This window comes from Brevundimonas nasdae (assembly GCF_019395145.1).
Classification (GTDB): domain Bacteria; phylum Pseudomonadota; class Alphaproteobacteria; order Caulobacterales; family Caulobacteraceae; genus Brevundimonas; species Brevundimonas nasdae.
In genome coordinates, this window is sequence record NZ_CP080034.1 from 712,668 (window position 1) to 727,241 (window position 14,574).

Genomic DNA, 14,574 nt, shown 5'->3' on the forward strand with positions numbered 1-14,574 from the left:
CGCCGCTGGAGACGCCGACAGCAGCGTTAGGCGGAAAGTCGGGACGGCCTTTCGACCGTCCCTTTTCAGCAGGCTTACTGGACGACGGCGCCGGGCGCCGTGCCCGCCGGGCAGTCGCCCAGACGCGTGGCGTCGATGGTCATCTTCATCTCGGCCATCTGCGGCGGAACATTAGGACCGGCGGTCTTGGTCGTGATGTCGATCTTGTAGGCGGAATCCATATTGCCGGAGACCTTGCCGTCCGAGGTGACGGTCATGCCTTGCGCATTGCAGACCGAGTGGAACTCGGCGCCGCCTGGTGCGGCCTTGACGCTGTTCTCGCTGCACGCCACGCCGGGTTGCGGGGCGCTGAAGGGATTTTCGCCTTCCACCGTCGGGCCGACGCACATCTTGACGGTCGTCGGGGCGGGCATGGCGCCGCCCGAAATCGTCTGCTGCCACAGACCGGGCTTGGGCGCAGGCATGGTCGCCGCAGCCGGGGCTGCAGGCGCAGCAGCGCCGTCGCCTTCCGTCTTGGTCTTGTTGTCAGGGTTGGAACATGCCGCCAGCAAAGCGACGGCGGAGATCAGAGCAATCTGAACGCGCATTTTAGACGTTTCCCTATCCGGAGCCTATCCCGCTCCAGCAGCCCAACGTCACGTCTTCGCCTTACGTTCAATATTTTCGGGTCGATTGTGTCGAAAACTGGTTCTTCTCAGAATGTGGAACAGACGCGTCAATCAGCGTCGTCGACGCTCTCAGGCTTTTGCATCTCGTCCAGCACCTGGCGCGCCAGAACGCGCGTGACCGGGCGGTGTAAAGCGTCCAGCCGCTCCACCACCGTCGCCGCCGATTCTGCAGAGCGATCGAGGCGACGCACCAGATAGTCAATCACCTCATCGGCGGGCGCGATGCTGCGTTCGGCGAAGCGCGCGCGCAGGATTACGGACAGAACCACATCGTCCGGCGCTTCGACGGCGACGGTGCGCAGGGCGTCCAGTCTGGAACGCAGGTCGGGCAGGGCGACGGTCCAGCTACGCGGCGCGTCGCGCGACACCAGCAACAGGGCGCCGCCCCCCGCATTTGCCAGATTGATCAGGTGAAACAGGCTCTCGTCGTCGGCGTCCGGCGCGCGATCCAGCAGAACGGGGCGGCCCTCCAATTCCAGCGGATCAATCAGGGCGGCTTCTGCGCCGTGCAGGGGCATGGCGCCGACCCGTTCCGCCCATTCGGCGGCGAGCCGGCTCTTGCCTGATCCCGGCGGGCCATAAAGCGACAGCACCGAACCGACGCCGTCCGGCCAGCGCGCCAGAACGCCGGCTGCGTCCGCATTGCTGTCAGACACGACAAACGCCTCGGCTTCGCCGTGTCGTTCCAACGGCAGCCGCAGCTGTTCTTCAGCGGATGGGGGCGGGGCGCTCTGCGCAGTCATGTGACTGTCATAGCAGACGCGGCCGCCGACTGCTCCGGCCCCACCCTGTTGGTCTTGGGGAGGGAAAGGGCCGTTTTGTGGATGAAATCAGGCGAATGGGGCCAGGGCGGGGTTCAACTTGCCCGCATTGAACTCGGTCACAGTGTAGGTGGCCAGGTCGGCGACCTGGAACGGGTCGTCTTTCAGCAGGGCGATCAGCTCTTCCTTCGTGCCGCCGCTGCGCACGATCAGGATGCCGCCGGTGCGTGGAACCATCGGGCCGGCCGCAATCACCAGACCGCTGGCGACATGCTGGTCCAGCCAGGCGCGGTGTTCGACCGTCTTGGCCTCGATCGCTTCAATCGGCTTGGTGTAGGTGAGGGTGACGACGAACATGGCTTGAGTCCTTACTGGCCGGTCGAGGGGCGGGTGTCGCGCTGTCTTCTATAGGATTCGGCCTGCGCGTCCTGCTCGGCAAGCGAGGGCACGCCAGCGGCGGCGCGGACGCTGTCCGAAATGAGATCACGGTCATAGGCGCCTTGGGTCACGTCGCCGCCGTCATGAGGAATCTGGAACTGTGTTCCGTAGATCTGGGGGCGGCCGATGTTCTGCAGATAGCGATCCAGCGTTGCGGCGGCGATCCACGACGCCTGGGTTTCATTCAAGGCGACCGCCGTCACGGCCAGCGCATGGGCCAGCAGATAGTCGTCCGGATTGTCGCCATGCTGGAAGATGAAGGCGGCGTGATAGTAGTCGCGCCCGCTGCGAACTTCGCCGGCGCTTATGAGTTCACGCACCCGCTCACGTCGTTGACGGTCCTGTTGCGCCACGTCCGAACCCAGGGTCATCGCGTTCTGGCGAACGGCTTGGTCGGCGTTGAACAGGGCCGCAAGCTCCGGGTTCGGTTCGATCTGATCTTGCGGCAGGACCATGCGGTCATAGGAACGGTCGCCGCCCCAGTCGGCGACCACGACATCGGGATCATATGGCCGGTATAGGACCAGTGGGGGAATGGGCGCGTCGCCCAGCGTCATCAGGGCCGAGCCTGGCGCCTTGAGGCGCAGATAATAGATGCGCCCGTCCGAGCGCCGCACCAGTTTCAACCGGTTGGAGGCTTCGACCGTCAACTCAAGCGGTTGGGCGGATACGGGGCCTTGAACGTCGCCGACCGTGCCGTCGCGCATCAGGGTGACCTGCTCCGGTCGGGTCAGGATGGCGCCGCTCGCCACGGTTTCATCGACGTCCAGTATGAAGGTGGGCCTGCCCTCGACAGACCAAATCCAACGGCCTGTCAGCTCGGATGGGACCTGACCCCGGGCGGTGGAGAAGACGCTGCCGAGCGTCAGAAGGACGACGGCTAGGACGATTGGAACCAGAGTGCGAGGCGACATTTTCAACCTGGGGTGCAATGTATGCTCTCAGGTGACGTGCCTGGAGCGCCTTGGCAAGCCTCAAACCTTGACTTTCAGGGGGGATGGTGCGCCCTACGCCGCTTCCGATTTTCGCCGCGCGCGCGGCCCAGTCCAGACGATTCTCATGCACGCCTATCGCTCCCATAACTGCGGCGCCCTCCGGTCGACGGATGCAGGCTCGAATGTCCGGCTGTCGGGCTGGGTTCACCGCAAGCGCGACCACGGCGGCCTGCTGTTCATCGACCTGCGCGACCACTACGGCCTGACGCAACTGGTCCTGCATCCGGAGACGCCGGGCTTTGCGGCGGTCGAACGCCTGCGCGCCGAAAGCGTCATCAAGATCGACGGCGAGGTCGTCGGGCGTGAGGACGGCACCGTCAACGCCAACCTGCCGACCGGCGAGATCGAAGTTCGCGTCAAGTCGGTCGAGGTCCTGTCGGAAGCCGCAGAGCTGCCGCTGCCGGTCTTTGGCGAGCCGGAATATCCGGAAGAAATCCGCCTGAAAAACCGCTTCCTGGATCTGCGCCGTGAGACGCTGCACAAGAACATCGTGCTGCGGTCCAAGGTGATCCAATCGATCCGCAACCGCATGTTCGGCCAGGGCTTCCTAGAATACCAAACCCCGATCCTGACGGCTTCGTCGCCGGAAGGCGCGCGTGACTTCCTGGTGCCGTCGCGTCTGCACCCCGAGAAATTCTATGCGCTGCCGCAGGCGCCTCAGCAGTTCAAGCAACTGCTGATGGTCTCTGGCTTTGACCGTTATTTCCAGATCGCGCCCTGCTTCCGCGACGAAGACCTGCGCGCCGACCGTTCGCTGGAATTCTACCAGCTCGACGTGGAGATGAGCTTCGTCACCCAGGAAGACGTCTTCGCCGCCATCGAACCCGTCATGCACGGCGTGTTCGAAGAGTTCAGCGACGGCAAGCCGGTCTCGCCGATCGACGGAGCCCACACCTTCACCAACGATTTCGGCGAGACGCTGGAGCACAAGGGCTTCGAGCGTCTGACCTATGCCCAGTCGATGGCCTGGTACGGTTCGGACAAGCCGGACCTGCGCAACCCGATCAAGATGCAGGTGGTGTCCGACCACTTCCGCGGCGGCGGCTTCGGTCTCTTCGCCAAGATCCTGGACGCCGATGAAAAGAACGCCGTCTGGGCCATTCCGGCGCCGACCGGCGGTTCGCGCGCCTTCTGCGACCGGATGAACTCGTGGGCGCAGGGCGAGGGCCAGCCGGGTCTGGGCTATATCTTCTGGTCCGACGACCAGGGCGCCTGGGGCGGCCCCATCGCCAAGAACCTGGGCCAGGAGCCGACCGAGGCCCTGATGGCCTCTCTGGGTCTGGGCAAGGGCGACGCCGCCTTCTTCACGGCGGGTCTGCCGTCGGTCTTTGCCAAGTTTGCAGGCCTGGCCCGCACCCGCGTCGGCACGGAGCTGAAGCTGGTCGACGAGGACCAGTTCAAGTTCTGCTGGATCGTCGACTTCCCGATGTTCGAATGGTCGGAAGAAGAGAAGAAGGTCGACTTCAGCCACAACCCGTTCTCGATGCCGCAGGGCGGTCTGGAGGCTCTGGAGACGCAGGATCCTCTGACCATCCGCGCCTATCAGTACGACATCGTCTGCAATGGCTATGAGCTGTGCTCGGGCGCGATCCGGAACCACAAGGCCGAGATCATGCTGAAGGCCTTCGACATCGCGGGCTACGACGCCTCGGTGGTCGAAGAACAGTTCGGCGGCATGTTGAACGCCTTCCGCTATGGCGCGCCGCCGCACGGCGGTCTGGCCCCCGGCATCGACCGCATCGTCATGCTGCTGGCCAACCAGACGGCCATCCGCGAAGTCATCGCCTTCCCGTTGAACCAGCAGGGCGAAGACCTGTTGATGAGCGCGCCGTCGCCGGTCGCGGACAAGCAACTGAAAGAACTGCACATCCGCACCGCCCCGCCGATCAAGGTCTGATCAGCGGTCGCGTCCGGAAATGATAAAGGGGACGCCTCGGCGTCCCCTTTTTATTGTTCGGAATCAGCGCCGAGGCGGAGTGGGGGGCGTTGGCGGCGTCGGCGGCGTTGACGACCGGATCACCCGCACCGATCCCCGGCAGGCCATGGCCGTCAGTCGGCCGGGCAGGCGTGTGGTCTCGTCGCCGCAGGCCTCTCCGACCTGATCCTGTGTCAGGCCGCGCGCTTCCGACAGGTCGGCACCGCGAATGTCCGCGCGCCGCATTGAGGCGTCTGTGAAGTCGGCTCTGGCGAAACGTCCATCTGACAGGCGCGCGCCGTCCAGGGTCGCCGAGACGAAACGGGCGTTGCTGAAATCGCCGCCTCTCAGGTTCGCCGCGTTCACTTCCGCGCCGCTGAAATCCGCACCCGTGGCCGTGACATTGGCCAGTGTCGCGCCGAACAACTCCGCGCCGACAAACTTGGTGTTCATCAGGGTGGCGTTACTGAAGTTCACGCCGTGCATTTCGCCGCCGGTCAGATCGGCTTGGGTCATGTTCGCCCGCACAAAGGATGACCCCTGCGCCTCGGCCCCTGTCAGCACAGCGCGGGTGAAGTTGGTTGAGGTGAAGTTGGCGCCGACAATCTGCACGCCTGACAGATTGGCCCGGCTGAAATCGCTGCCGGTGAAGTTGGAGCCGACCATTTCCGCGCCGCGCAGATTTGCGCCTACCAGGGTCGCGTTCATGAAGCTGGCGCCGGTGAAGGCGGCCCCGGACAGGTTGCGGCCAGACAGTTCGCAGCGGTTGCATGAACCGCCCAGCGACACCGAGCGGGCCACGTCACGGTCCTGAATAGTCACCGAAACTTCAGCCACCGCTGGCGAGGCGAGGAGCACGCCGCCGATGGCCAGAAGGGCGAATGCGGAGCCAGTCCGAAGATGTCGAGCGATCTGTTTCACAAGCCACTGAATGCCCCGAAACCCCCGGCGCACCTACTTAAATCGAGGTAACTTCGTTAAAACGCGGACAGGTCTCAGGCTTTCAGCAGGCGGGAATGCGCAGGCCGCCGGGCAGGATTGTGGAGCCGTCGCCGCAGGCGCGGTTCAACTGGCTCTGCGTCAGGCCGGTCGCGCGGTTCAGTTGTGCGCCGGACAGATTGGTCCCGGCCAGGGTCGCGCCTGAGAAGTTGGCGCCTTGCAGATAGGCGCCGACAAAGCTGGCGTTGGTCAGGTTGGCGCCGGAAAAGTTCGAACTGGAAAGCACCGCGCCATAGGCCTCCACATCACGCAGATCGGCGTTCGAGAAGCGCGTGCGGTTCATGACGCTGAGGCTGAGGTCCGCCTGACGCAGACGCGCGCCCGACAGGTTCAGGCCGCGCACCTCCAGACCCGAGAAATCACCCTGGAACAGGTTGCAGCCTGCACAGGATGCGCCGCGCCGCACGCTGGCGATCTGGCCCGCATTCTGGGCGAGGGCGGGCGTGGCTGCCGCCAGCAGAGCGGCGGCGATCAGGCCGAGACGGATTGTATTCTTCATGGACCGGGCTCCGACGTTTGATCGTCTTCCAGCAAAGCCTAGGCCAAATCCCTTAATTTACCCCTGATCGCCGCCCTTGAGCGCAGGCGCCGCTCCGCAGGTGTCGCAGACCCAGGCCGCGCCGCGTTGCTGCAGGCTGAAATCACCGCACGAAGGGCAGGCGACGGCCTCGGTGTTGGCGGCTGTTCTAGCTTCAGGATCAGCCTTCTTGCCAAACGGCAGCACGACCAGATTGTCCGGCGCCGAGCCGCGCGCGAACCCCTTGGAGATGAAACGGGCGGCGGGAACCGCCTCGCCCTGCGGCGGGGCTTCGCCCAGACCATCGGCGTTCAGCGCTTCGGGTTCGGCATTCGCCAGTTCGCCCCGGTCCAGATAGGAGACGCCGAGTTCGCGGAAGATATAGTCCAGGATCGAGGTGGCGGACTTGATCGAGTCATTGCCCGTGACCCGCCCCGCCGGCTCGAACCGGGTGAAGACAAACGCATCCACGAACTCATCCAGCGGCACGCCGTATTGCAGGCCTATCGAGATGGCGATGGCGAAATTGTTCATCAGGCTGCGGAAGGCGGCGCCTTCCTTGTGCATGTCGATGAAGATCTCGCCCAGTTCCCCGTCTTCGTATTCGCCGGTGTGGATATAGACCTTGTGCCCGCCGACAGCGGCCTTCTGGATATAGCCCTTGCGGCGGTCGGGCAGTTTGCGGCGCGCCCGCTGACGCTCGACCACGCGCTCCACGATCCGTTCGGGCGTCGGTTGTGGCGCTGGGCGGGGGGCTTCGGCGCGGACCGGTGCGTCGAGATTTGGCAGGTCCAGCAGCGGCCCGACCGGCGGGATGGCGCGTTGCAGGCGAATGGCGCGGCGGCCTTCCATTGCCGCCTGACTGATCAAACGGGCGGCCTGAGCCGCTGTCGCGCGCCACTCGATGGTTTCGGCGGTGACATCCGGTGTGTCGCTGAGCGAGGCGATTGCGCGCCGCAACTCCGCTTCTGCATGGGCGGGATCGGCCAGCAGTCCGGCAATGGCTTGAGGGGCGTCGGCCCAGCCCGCCAGATCGCCATGACCGAAGACCCAGCGTGCAGCTTCGGCCTCTGCTTCTTCAGATATGCCCAGCAGGTTCAACAGCGGGCCTTCGCCATCCTCCATGCCCAGCACGTCGCGGATGAAGCCGGGATCTAGAACGGGCGCGGCGAAGACGGTTTCGAACCCGTCAGCCCAGGCCAGACCCTGTTCGATGGCGGCCAGTTCAATGTCGGTGAAGCCGAGCGCGCGCAGGGCTGCGTGATCGACGCCCGGCGCTTCCGCCAGGGTGCGGCGGCCGAACAGATGGCGTTCCGCAGACTCCACGTCGCCGCTCTCGCGCTTGATGATCTGGGCCAGCGCCGGGTTCAGGCGCCTGCCGATCTCGCCGTCAGCGGTCTGGAAGACGTCAACAGGTTTTATGGCGCCAAGGCCCAGGCGCAGTCGGGCGGTGGCGTCGTCGACAAACAGGCCGATGGCGGCATGGCGGCGGGGCTGGGAGGCGGTCCGGGCGTCTGAAACCTCGCCCTTGAGGCTGTCCCAATCGGGCGTCGCGCCACGCACGGCGGCCAGTTCGACCGAGGCTTCTGCCGCGCTGGCGGCGACGATGGCGGCCAGAGCCTTCGCGTGCGTCGCTAAGTCGGGCTCGGATGCGGATGCTGCCAGCAGGCCTTCCAGGCCCAACGCAATCGAACGTGGCGTCGCGGTCTGCAGATCGAGCGCCACTGTCCAAAGTCGTGCCAGATGCGACAGCAGGGCAGGCGTGTCGCCTCCCAATGCTTCGACGGCGCCCAGGTTCAGCACCGCCCGTCCGATGCTCTGCCCGATCAGGGCTTCGGCGTCACGCGGATCGAATGTCAGGATCAGGCCGCCATCCAGCATGGTCTGGGCCGCCAGAAGGGCTTCTGGTGCTCCGGCCGCGATCTGGGTCCGGTCGGCAAGCGCGGCCAAGGGGGCGGTGTTCGGCGTTGCAGCCGTAAAGGCGGACGGCCGCTCGCCATCGGCGGCGCGCAGAATGTCGGCGTCGCTGGCGCCGCATCGACGCGCGGCGGCCCCGGCGCGGGCGAGGGCCGGATTACGCGCCGGGTTGGCGCAGTCGCCATGCGGCCCCTCGCAGCGGTCCACCGCGTCGGCGACGGCGCATAGAGCGTCGGACAAGGCTTCCGCCGCCTGCGCTCCCAGTCTGGCGCTGGTGCGGCGCGCGCGATGGTCCGCCAGTCGTGCGGGGGCGCTGGGATCGGACAGATCGATGATCTCTGCGGCGCTCGGGGCGCTGGACGCAGGCGACGCCAGCCCCAGGCGAATGGAGGCGGACAACTCCTCGGCGAACGCCTGTGCCTCGGCGGCATTGGTGAAGACGCCTTCCGACAACCCCGTCTGAACCAAAGGCGCGATCCAGGCCTCAACAGAGCCATTCAGCCAGTCGCCCGTTTCTTCGTCACCGTCAGCCCAATCCAGCCAGGCCTCGATCTGGGCGTCCGACCAGCCGGAGGGAGCGAGAACAGTCTCAATCGCTGCGGCCCGTTCGACCTCGCGCGTCTCCATCGCGACTCGGTCTGCGAGGACAGTGAGGTCGGTTTGAAAGCGCATTGGGCGAGGTCTCCCGAAAGCCTTCACTCAGATTACGGCGTGTCATGGGGCGTTGCCAATATATCTGGTGGTCGCAGCTCATGTTGCCCACAAGATATCGATTGGAACGGCGTCGTCGGAAGTCGACCTGAACTCTGGACGAAGGGGGCGCAGGTTTCTATGATCCCTCCCAGCCGCCGGACCTCCCGCCGCGGCTGCATGACCTGGATTTCTAAGACGTGTTGAGCAAGATTTTCGGTTGGTGGGAGGGCGCCACGATCGGCACCCGTTTCACCATCGCCAAGCGTGGCCGCTATGTCGGCGCGGACGAGAACGGCAATCGCTATTACGAGAGCCGCGACAACGTCAGCTATGACGGACGCAAGCGCCGCTGGGTCATTTATGACGGCTATGCCGAGGCCTCCAAGGTGTCTGCGGACTGGCACGGCTGGCTGCACTACACCTTCGACCTGCCGCCGACGGAAGAGCCGTTGCCGCGTCGGTCGTGGGAAAAGGATCACCTGCCGAACCTCAGCGGCACCCCGCTGGCCTGGCGTCCGCCCGGCTCGCTGGCCAATGACGCCAAGCGACCCGCTGCGACCGGCGACTATCAAGCCTGGACGCCTGAGTGAAAACGAACCGCCTCCTGATGGGCGCGGCGGCCGTCGTCGGCGTGTTGAGCGCTGGCGCAGTGACGGCCAGCGTGCTTCAGGACGCCCCACGGGATGCGCGGCCGGTTCAGTCCGACCCCATCGGCGACATTCTCAGGAAGACCCCGGCCCAGGCGCCGACCGTCGTGCCTACGGAAACGGCGCCGTCCGGTGCGCCTGCGCCCAAAAGCCCGGTCGCGGTGACCCCGCCGCCCGCAATCATCATCGCTGAAGACGAGGCGGTGGAGAAGGTGGCGGACGAGGTCGTCGCCGCGCCGGTTGAAAAGGCTATCGAACAACCGGCCACGCCCGCCCGGCGCCAGCGCCGCAAGTTCGCGGTCATCCAGGCCATCGACAAGACGACGGCAGAAAGCATGAAGTTCGAGGTCGAGGTCGGCGGCCGTCCCGTGCGCTTCAACCAGAACCTCATCTTCAACGTCCGCGCCTGCGAGGTTTCGACCCCGGACGAACTGACCGAAGACTCCATCGCCTATGTGGACGTGTCGGTGCAGCCGCGCGGCTCCACTCAGGGCGCCGAACCCCGCCAGATCTTCCGTGGCTGGATGTTCGCCTCGTCGCCTGCGGTCAGCGGGCTTCAGAACGTCAACTATGACGCCTGGGTCGTGGGCTGCAAAAACTAGGCTGTCGCCAGCGCGACGGCTTCAGTGCCATTCATTTGTCCGAGCAGTGCGGCCTGATCCGGCACAACCATCAACGCGGGTTTCAGGCGTCGCAGATAGGTCGCCTGCGGGGTTTCGACGGCGCCGAACTGGCTTAGATGCTCGGTCAGGAACTGGGCGTCCAGCAGCGTCCAGCCGCCTTTGCGCAGGCGCGCGACCAGATGGACCAAAGCCACTTTTGAGGCGTCCCGTTCGCGGCTGAACATGCTCTCGCCGAAGAAGGCGCCGCCCAGCGAGACGCCGTACAGGCCGCCAACCAGCCGCTCATCCTTCCAACATTCGATGGAATGGACGTGGCCCATGGCGAACAGGGCGGCGTAGAGGCGGCGGATCGGCGCATTGATCCAGGTGTCTTCCCGATCCGGCCCCTGGGCTGCGGCGCACCCGTCCAGGACGGCTTCGAAGGCGGTGTCGATCCGCACTTCGAACGGTTCGCTTCGCACGGTGCGGCGCAGGCGCGCGGGAATATGGAAAGCATCCAGCGGAATGACGCCGCGCTGGTCCGGCTCGATGATGAAGACGCGCGGATCATCACGCGCCTCGGCCATGGGAAACACGCCCCGGGCGTAACAGGCCAGCAGGTCCTCGGGGCCGAAGCCGCCGAAAGGCCCGCTGGCGCTGAAATCGGGGTCGGTCAGGCTTCGCCCTTCTGGCGGGCGGCCCATTTCTCCAGCCAGTGGATGTCGTAGTCGCCAGACAGAATATCCGGCTCCTGCAGCAACTTCTGGAACAGGGGAATGGTGGTGTCGACGCCGCCGATGACGATCTCGTTCAGCGAACGCTTCAGGCGCGCGATGGCCTCTTCGCGGTCGCGGCCGTGGACGATCAGCTTGCCGATCAGGCTGTCATAGTAGGGTGGGATCGAATAGCCGGCGTAGATGGCGCTATCCAGACGCACGCCCAGACCGCCCGGCGCGTGGAAGTCTGTAATCTTGCCCGGTGACGGGGTGAAGGTTTCCGGGTTCTCGGCGTTGATCCGCACCTCGATGGCGTGGCCTTCGAAGCTGATGTCGTCCTGGGTGAAGGACAGGGGCAGACCGGCGGCGATGCGGACCTGTTCACGCACCAGATCGACGCCCGTGATCATTTCCGTGACCGGGTGTTCGACCTGCAGGCGGGTGTTCATCTCGATGAAGAAGAACTCGCCGTCCTCCCACAGGAACTCGATGGTGCCGACGCCCAGATAGCCGATGGCGGCGATGGCCTTGTTGACCGTCTCGCCGATCTTCTTGCGACCCTCAGCCGACAATGCGGGCGAGGGGGCCTCCTCCAGCACCTTCTGGTGGCGGCGTTGCAGCGAGCAGTCGCGTTCGCCCAGGTGGACGACGTTGCCGTGGCTGTCGGCGATGACCTGGATCTCGATGTGGCGCGGCTTCTGGAGATAGCGCTCCATATAGACGGCGCCGTTGCCGAAGGCGGCCTTGGCTTCGGACTGGGCCGTCTGAACCGCCTCAATCAGATCGTCCGGCGTCATGGCGACCTTCATGCCGCGACCGCCGCCGCCAGCCGCCGCCTTGACGATCAGGGGGAAGCCGATGGCCTTGGACGCTTCGATTGCGGCCTCGACAGTCTCGACCTCGCCGTCAGAGCCGGGGACGACGGGGATGCCCGCATCCTTGACGGTCTGTTTGGCGCTGATCTTGTCGCCCATGACACGGATGTGCTCGGGCTTGGGGCCGATGAAGGTCAGGCCGTGGGCCTCGACGATCTCGGCGAAACGGGCGTTCTCGGACAGGAAGCCGTAGCCGGGGTGGATCGCCTGGGCGCCGGTGATTTCAGCCGCCGCGATGATCGAGGGGATGTTCAGATACGACTTTGCCGCCGAGGCGGGGCCGATGCAGACGCTTTCATCCGCCAGACGCACCCACATGGCGCCGCGATCGGCTTCCGAGTGCACGGCGACGGTCGAAATGCCCATCTCCTTGCACGCGCGGTGGATACGCAGCGCGATCTCGCCGCGGTTGGCGATGAGGACCTTGGTGAACATCAGGGCGCCTTAGGCTTCCAGCAGGACGAGCGGTTCGCCGAATTCGACCGGCTGGGCGTCGCCGACCAGAATTTCCGCCACGACGCCGTCGCGCGGGGCCTGGATCGGGTTCATCGTCTTCATGGCTTCGACGATCAGCAGGGTCTGGCCCTTCTTGACCTTGTCGCCCGGCTGGACGAACGCCGGGGCTTCCGGCGAGGCCTGCAGATAGGCGGTGCCGACCATCGGCGACTTCACCTCTTCACCCGTGCGGGCGACGATGGTGGCGGGGTCCGAAGGCATGGCGACCGGAGCAGCGGCGGCGGCAGGGGCTGCGACCGCAGCGGGGGCGGCGGCATACTGGACCGGAGCGGCGTTCACGGTGATCTCGCGGGCGACGCGGATGCGCAGGTCGCCGCGTTCGACTTCGACTTCCGTCAGGTCGGTTTCATTGAGGATGTCAGCCAACTGGCGAACCAGGGTCGCGTCGATCTCGGCGTGTTTCTTGTCATCGGCCATTGGAATTGCGCCTTGTCTTTCGTGTTCAGTGAGAACGGGTCGGCCCTCAGGCGCGTTCCCGGACCTTGGTGAGAGCCGCCTGGACGGCCAGTTCATAGCCGTGCGCGCCGAACCCGGCGATGACGCCGGTCGCCGCGGACGACACATAGGAGTGATGCCGGAAGGCTTCGCGCGCCGCCGGATTGGACAGATGCAGTTCGATCACCGGGATCGACAGCGTCTTCAGCGCATCGTGCAGCGCGACCGAGGTGTGGCTGTAGGCCGCCGGATTGATGATCAGGGCGTCCGCGCCTTCACGCGCTTCCTGAATCCAGTCGACCAGCACGCCCTCGTGATTGCTCTGGCGGAAGACGATCTGCGCCTCACCAGCCGCTTTCGCGCAGCGCTGCTCGATGTCCGCGAGGGTGTCGCGGCCATAGATTTCCGGTTCCCGAACCCCGAGCAGGTTCAGATTGGGGCCGTTGAGCACATGGATGACAGGCGTTTCGGCCATGGATTCCGGAATCGGACGCTTTCGCAGCACAAGAGGGGCCTTTTAGCCGAGGCTGGCCGTGGGTCAAACGGTCTAGCAGCAGGAACCTTACCCGACGTAAGGCGGATGGCGCAGATTTCGCACGGATTTGATCAATCGTCCGCTTTCGGGACGCCCGTCGAGGAGCGCGGAAGTATGCGCGAAGACGTCAAATTGATCGTTCGTTCCATCGTGGCGGCGGGTGCGGCCGTCGCCGTCGTGATCTGCGCCTATCTGTTCGAGGTCGGCTGAACGGCTGGCGAAACGCGTCGCTTGGCCCTATGTCCCCCGCTGACGCTGACCATCGTCGGGAGACACGCCGTGCACCAGATCCAATTGAATGGCGAACTGCGCCAGGTCCAGTCCGCCACCATTCTGGCGCTGGTCGAGGAATTGTCGCTGGACCCGCGCAAGGTGGCGGTCGAGCGCAATCTGGAAATCGTGCCCAAGTCCCTTCATGCAACAACGACGGTGGCCGAGGGCGACCGGATCGAACTGGTCCAGTTCGTCGGCGGCGGCTGATTTCATCAAATCCCGTGACCGCGCTTTGCTTCGCGCGCCTGGGGGACTAGGTCAGACCCATGACCGAGACAGCTACTGAAACCTGGTCCGTCGCGGGCCGCACCTTCACCTCGCGCCTGATCGTGGGCACCGGCAAATATGCCGACTACGCCCAGAACGCCGCCGCCGCCGAAGCTGCCGGCGCCGAGATGGTGACCGTCGCCATGCGCCGCGTGAACCTGTCGGACCCGACCCAGCCGATGCTGGTCGATTTTGTGAAGCCGGATCAGTACACATACCTGCCCAATACAGCAGGCTGTTTCACCGGCGAGGACGCGGTGCGGACCCTGCGTCTGGCGCGAGAGGCAGGCGACTGGAACCTGGTCAAGCTGGAAGTGCTGTCGGACCCGAACCTGCTGTATCCCGACATGGAAGAGACGCTGCGGTCGCTGAAGCTGCTGGTCGCCGATGGGTTCGACGTCATGGTCTATTGCACCGATGACCCCGTCTATTGCCGCAAGCTGGAGGACGCAGGGGCTGCGGCCATCATGCCCCTGGCGGCGCCCATCGGCTCGGGCCTGGGCCTGCTCAACCCTGTGAACATCAAGCTGATCGTTGATCAGACCAAGGTGCCCGTGGTGGTTGACGCTGGTCTGGGCACGGCGTCGGATGCGACGCTGGCGATGGAGCTGGGCTGCGACGCCGTTCTGATGAACACCGCCATCGCCGGAGCGAAAGACCCCATCCGCATGGCTCGCGCGATGAAGCACGCGGTCCTCGCAGGCCGCGATTCCTATCTGGCGGGCCGGATGCCCAAGCGGGTGTATGGCGACCCGTCGTCACCCACGACGGGATTGATCTGACGCGCTCTTCCTGCCTTTGCGGG

The 14,574-nt window shown here is 65.4% G+C and carries 16 protein-coding genes; 5 read left to right on the forward strand and 11 right to left on the reverse strand.

Translation table 11 applies throughout. The features are described 5' to 3' along the window. Positions 1 to 74 precede the first annotated feature (74 nt). From KWG56_RS03515 to KWG56_RS03530, 4 genes are all read right to left on the reverse strand, one after another. A complete protein-coding gene (locus KWG56_RS03515) occupies positions 75 to 587 on the reverse strand; it encodes a DUF3617 domain-containing protein (protein WP_201100414.1) in 513 nt (170 codons plus the stop codon). Between the two features lie 128 nt (positions 588 to 715). Next, positions 716 to 1,411, reverse strand: a complete 696-nt coding sequence (locus tag KWG56_RS03520; protein WP_219353743.1) for a P-loop NTPase family protein — start codon at positions 1,409 to 1,411, stop codon at positions 716 to 718. Between the two features lie 87 nt (positions 1,412 to 1,498). Then, positions 1,499 to 1,786, reverse strand: a complete 288-nt coding sequence (locus KWG56_RS03525; RefSeq protein WP_219353744.1) for a YciI family protein — start codon at positions 1,784 to 1,786, stop codon at positions 1,499 to 1,501. An 11-nt stretch (positions 1,787 to 1,797) separates the two neighbouring features. Next, positions 1,798 to 2,781: a hypothetical protein gene (locus KWG56_RS03530; RefSeq protein WP_219353745.1), complete on the reverse strand. Its 984-nt coding sequence runs from the start codon at positions 2,779 to 2,781 to the stop codon at positions 1,798 to 1,800. Positions 2,782 to 2,926: 145 nt separating this feature from the next. Here KWG56_RS03530 and aspS point away from each other — a divergent pair, with 145 nt between their 5' ends. Then, complete coding sequence (aspS, locus tag KWG56_RS03535) at positions 2,927 to 4,759, forward strand: aspartate--tRNA ligase (protein ID WP_219353746.1); 1,833 nt, start codon at positions 2,927 to 2,929, stop codon at positions 4,757 to 4,759. A gap of 63 nt (positions 4,760 to 4,822) precedes the next feature. On the opposite strand, the gene KWG56_RS03540 is transcribed toward aspS, so the two are convergent. The 3 genes from KWG56_RS03540 to KWG56_RS03550 form a co-directional block, all read right to left on the reverse strand. Beyond that, positions 4,823 to 5,698, reverse strand: a complete 876-nt coding sequence (locus KWG56_RS03540) for a pentapeptide repeat-containing protein (protein WP_244999619.1) — start codon at positions 5,696 to 5,698, stop codon at positions 4,823 to 4,825. Between the two features lie 82 nt (positions 5,699 to 5,780). Then, positions 5,781 to 6,275, reverse strand: a complete 495-nt coding sequence (locus KWG56_RS03545; protein WP_219353747.1) for a pentapeptide repeat-containing protein — start codon at positions 6,273 to 6,275, stop codon at positions 5,781 to 5,783. 57 nt (positions 6,276 to 6,332) lie between these two features. Further along, the gene (locus KWG56_RS03550; protein WP_219353748.1) at positions 6,333 to 8,882 is read right to left on the reverse strand and encodes a TSCPD domain-containing protein; all 2,550 of its coding nucleotides are present in this window, start codon (positions 8,880 to 8,882) and stop codon (positions 6,333 to 6,335) included. A gap of 218 nt (positions 8,883 to 9,100) precedes the next feature. On the opposite strand from KWG56_RS03550, the gene KWG56_RS03555 reads away from it, so the two are divergent. Together KWG56_RS03555 and KWG56_RS03560 are read left to right on the forward strand one after the other, a co-directional pair. Next, positions 9,101 to 9,493: an NADH:ubiquinone oxidoreductase subunit NDUFA12 gene (locus KWG56_RS03555; RefSeq protein WP_201100408.1), complete on the forward strand. Its 393-nt coding sequence runs from the start codon at positions 9,101 to 9,103 to the stop codon at positions 9,491 to 9,493. Then, entirely contained in the window at positions 9,490 to 10,152 is a 663-nt protein-coding gene (locus KWG56_RS03560) for a DUF2155 domain-containing protein (protein ID WP_219353749.1), read from the forward strand. Before KWG56_RS03555 ends, KWG56_RS03560 begins: the two co-directional genes overlap by 4 nt. Here the strand turns inward: KWG56_RS03560 and aat are convergent. The 4 genes from aat to aroQ are packed head-to-tail and all read right to left on the reverse strand — an operon-like array spanning position 10,149 to position 13,169. After that, the gene (gene aat / locus KWG56_RS03565) at positions 10,149 to 10,856 is read right to left on the reverse strand and encodes a leucyl/phenylalanyl-tRNA--protein transferase (RefSeq protein WP_219353750.1); all 708 of its coding nucleotides are present in this window, start codon (positions 10,854 to 10,856) and stop codon (positions 10,149 to 10,151) included. The genes KWG56_RS03560 and aat overlap by 4 nt on opposite strands. Further along, positions 10,826 to 12,178 (reverse strand): acetyl-CoA carboxylase biotin carboxylase subunit, encoded by a 1,353-nt coding sequence (accC, locus tag KWG56_RS03570; protein ID WP_219353751.1) that lies wholly within the window; start codon positions 12,176 to 12,178, stop codon positions 10,826 to 10,828. Before accC ends, aat begins: the two co-directional genes overlap by 31 nt. Before the next feature lie 9 nt (positions 12,179 to 12,187). Continuing rightward, positions 12,188 to 12,676 (reverse strand): acetyl-CoA carboxylase biotin carboxyl carrier protein, encoded by a 489-nt coding sequence (gene accB / locus KWG56_RS03575; protein WP_219353752.1) that lies wholly within the window; start codon positions 12,674 to 12,676, stop codon positions 12,188 to 12,190. A gap of 46 nt (positions 12,677 to 12,722) precedes the next feature. Beyond that, complete coding sequence (aroQ, locus tag KWG56_RS03580) at positions 12,723 to 13,169, reverse strand: type II 3-dehydroquinate dehydratase (RefSeq protein WP_219353753.1); 447 nt, start codon at positions 13,167 to 13,169, stop codon at positions 12,723 to 12,725. 339 nt (positions 13,170 to 13,508) lie between these two features. Here aroQ and thiS point away from each other — a divergent pair, with 339 nt between their 5' ends. Continuing rightward, complete coding sequence (gene thiS, locus KWG56_RS03585; RefSeq protein ID WP_219353754.1) at positions 13,509 to 13,709, forward strand: sulfur carrier protein ThiS; 201 nt, start codon at positions 13,509 to 13,511, stop codon at positions 13,707 to 13,709. 59 nt (positions 13,710 to 13,768) lie between these two features. Further along, positions 13,769 to 14,551: a thiazole synthase gene (locus KWG56_RS03590; RefSeq protein ID WP_219353755.1), complete on the forward strand. Its 783-nt coding sequence runs from the start codon at positions 13,769 to 13,771 to the stop codon at positions 14,549 to 14,551. The last annotated feature ends 23 nt before the right edge of the window (positions 14,552 to 14,574 follow it).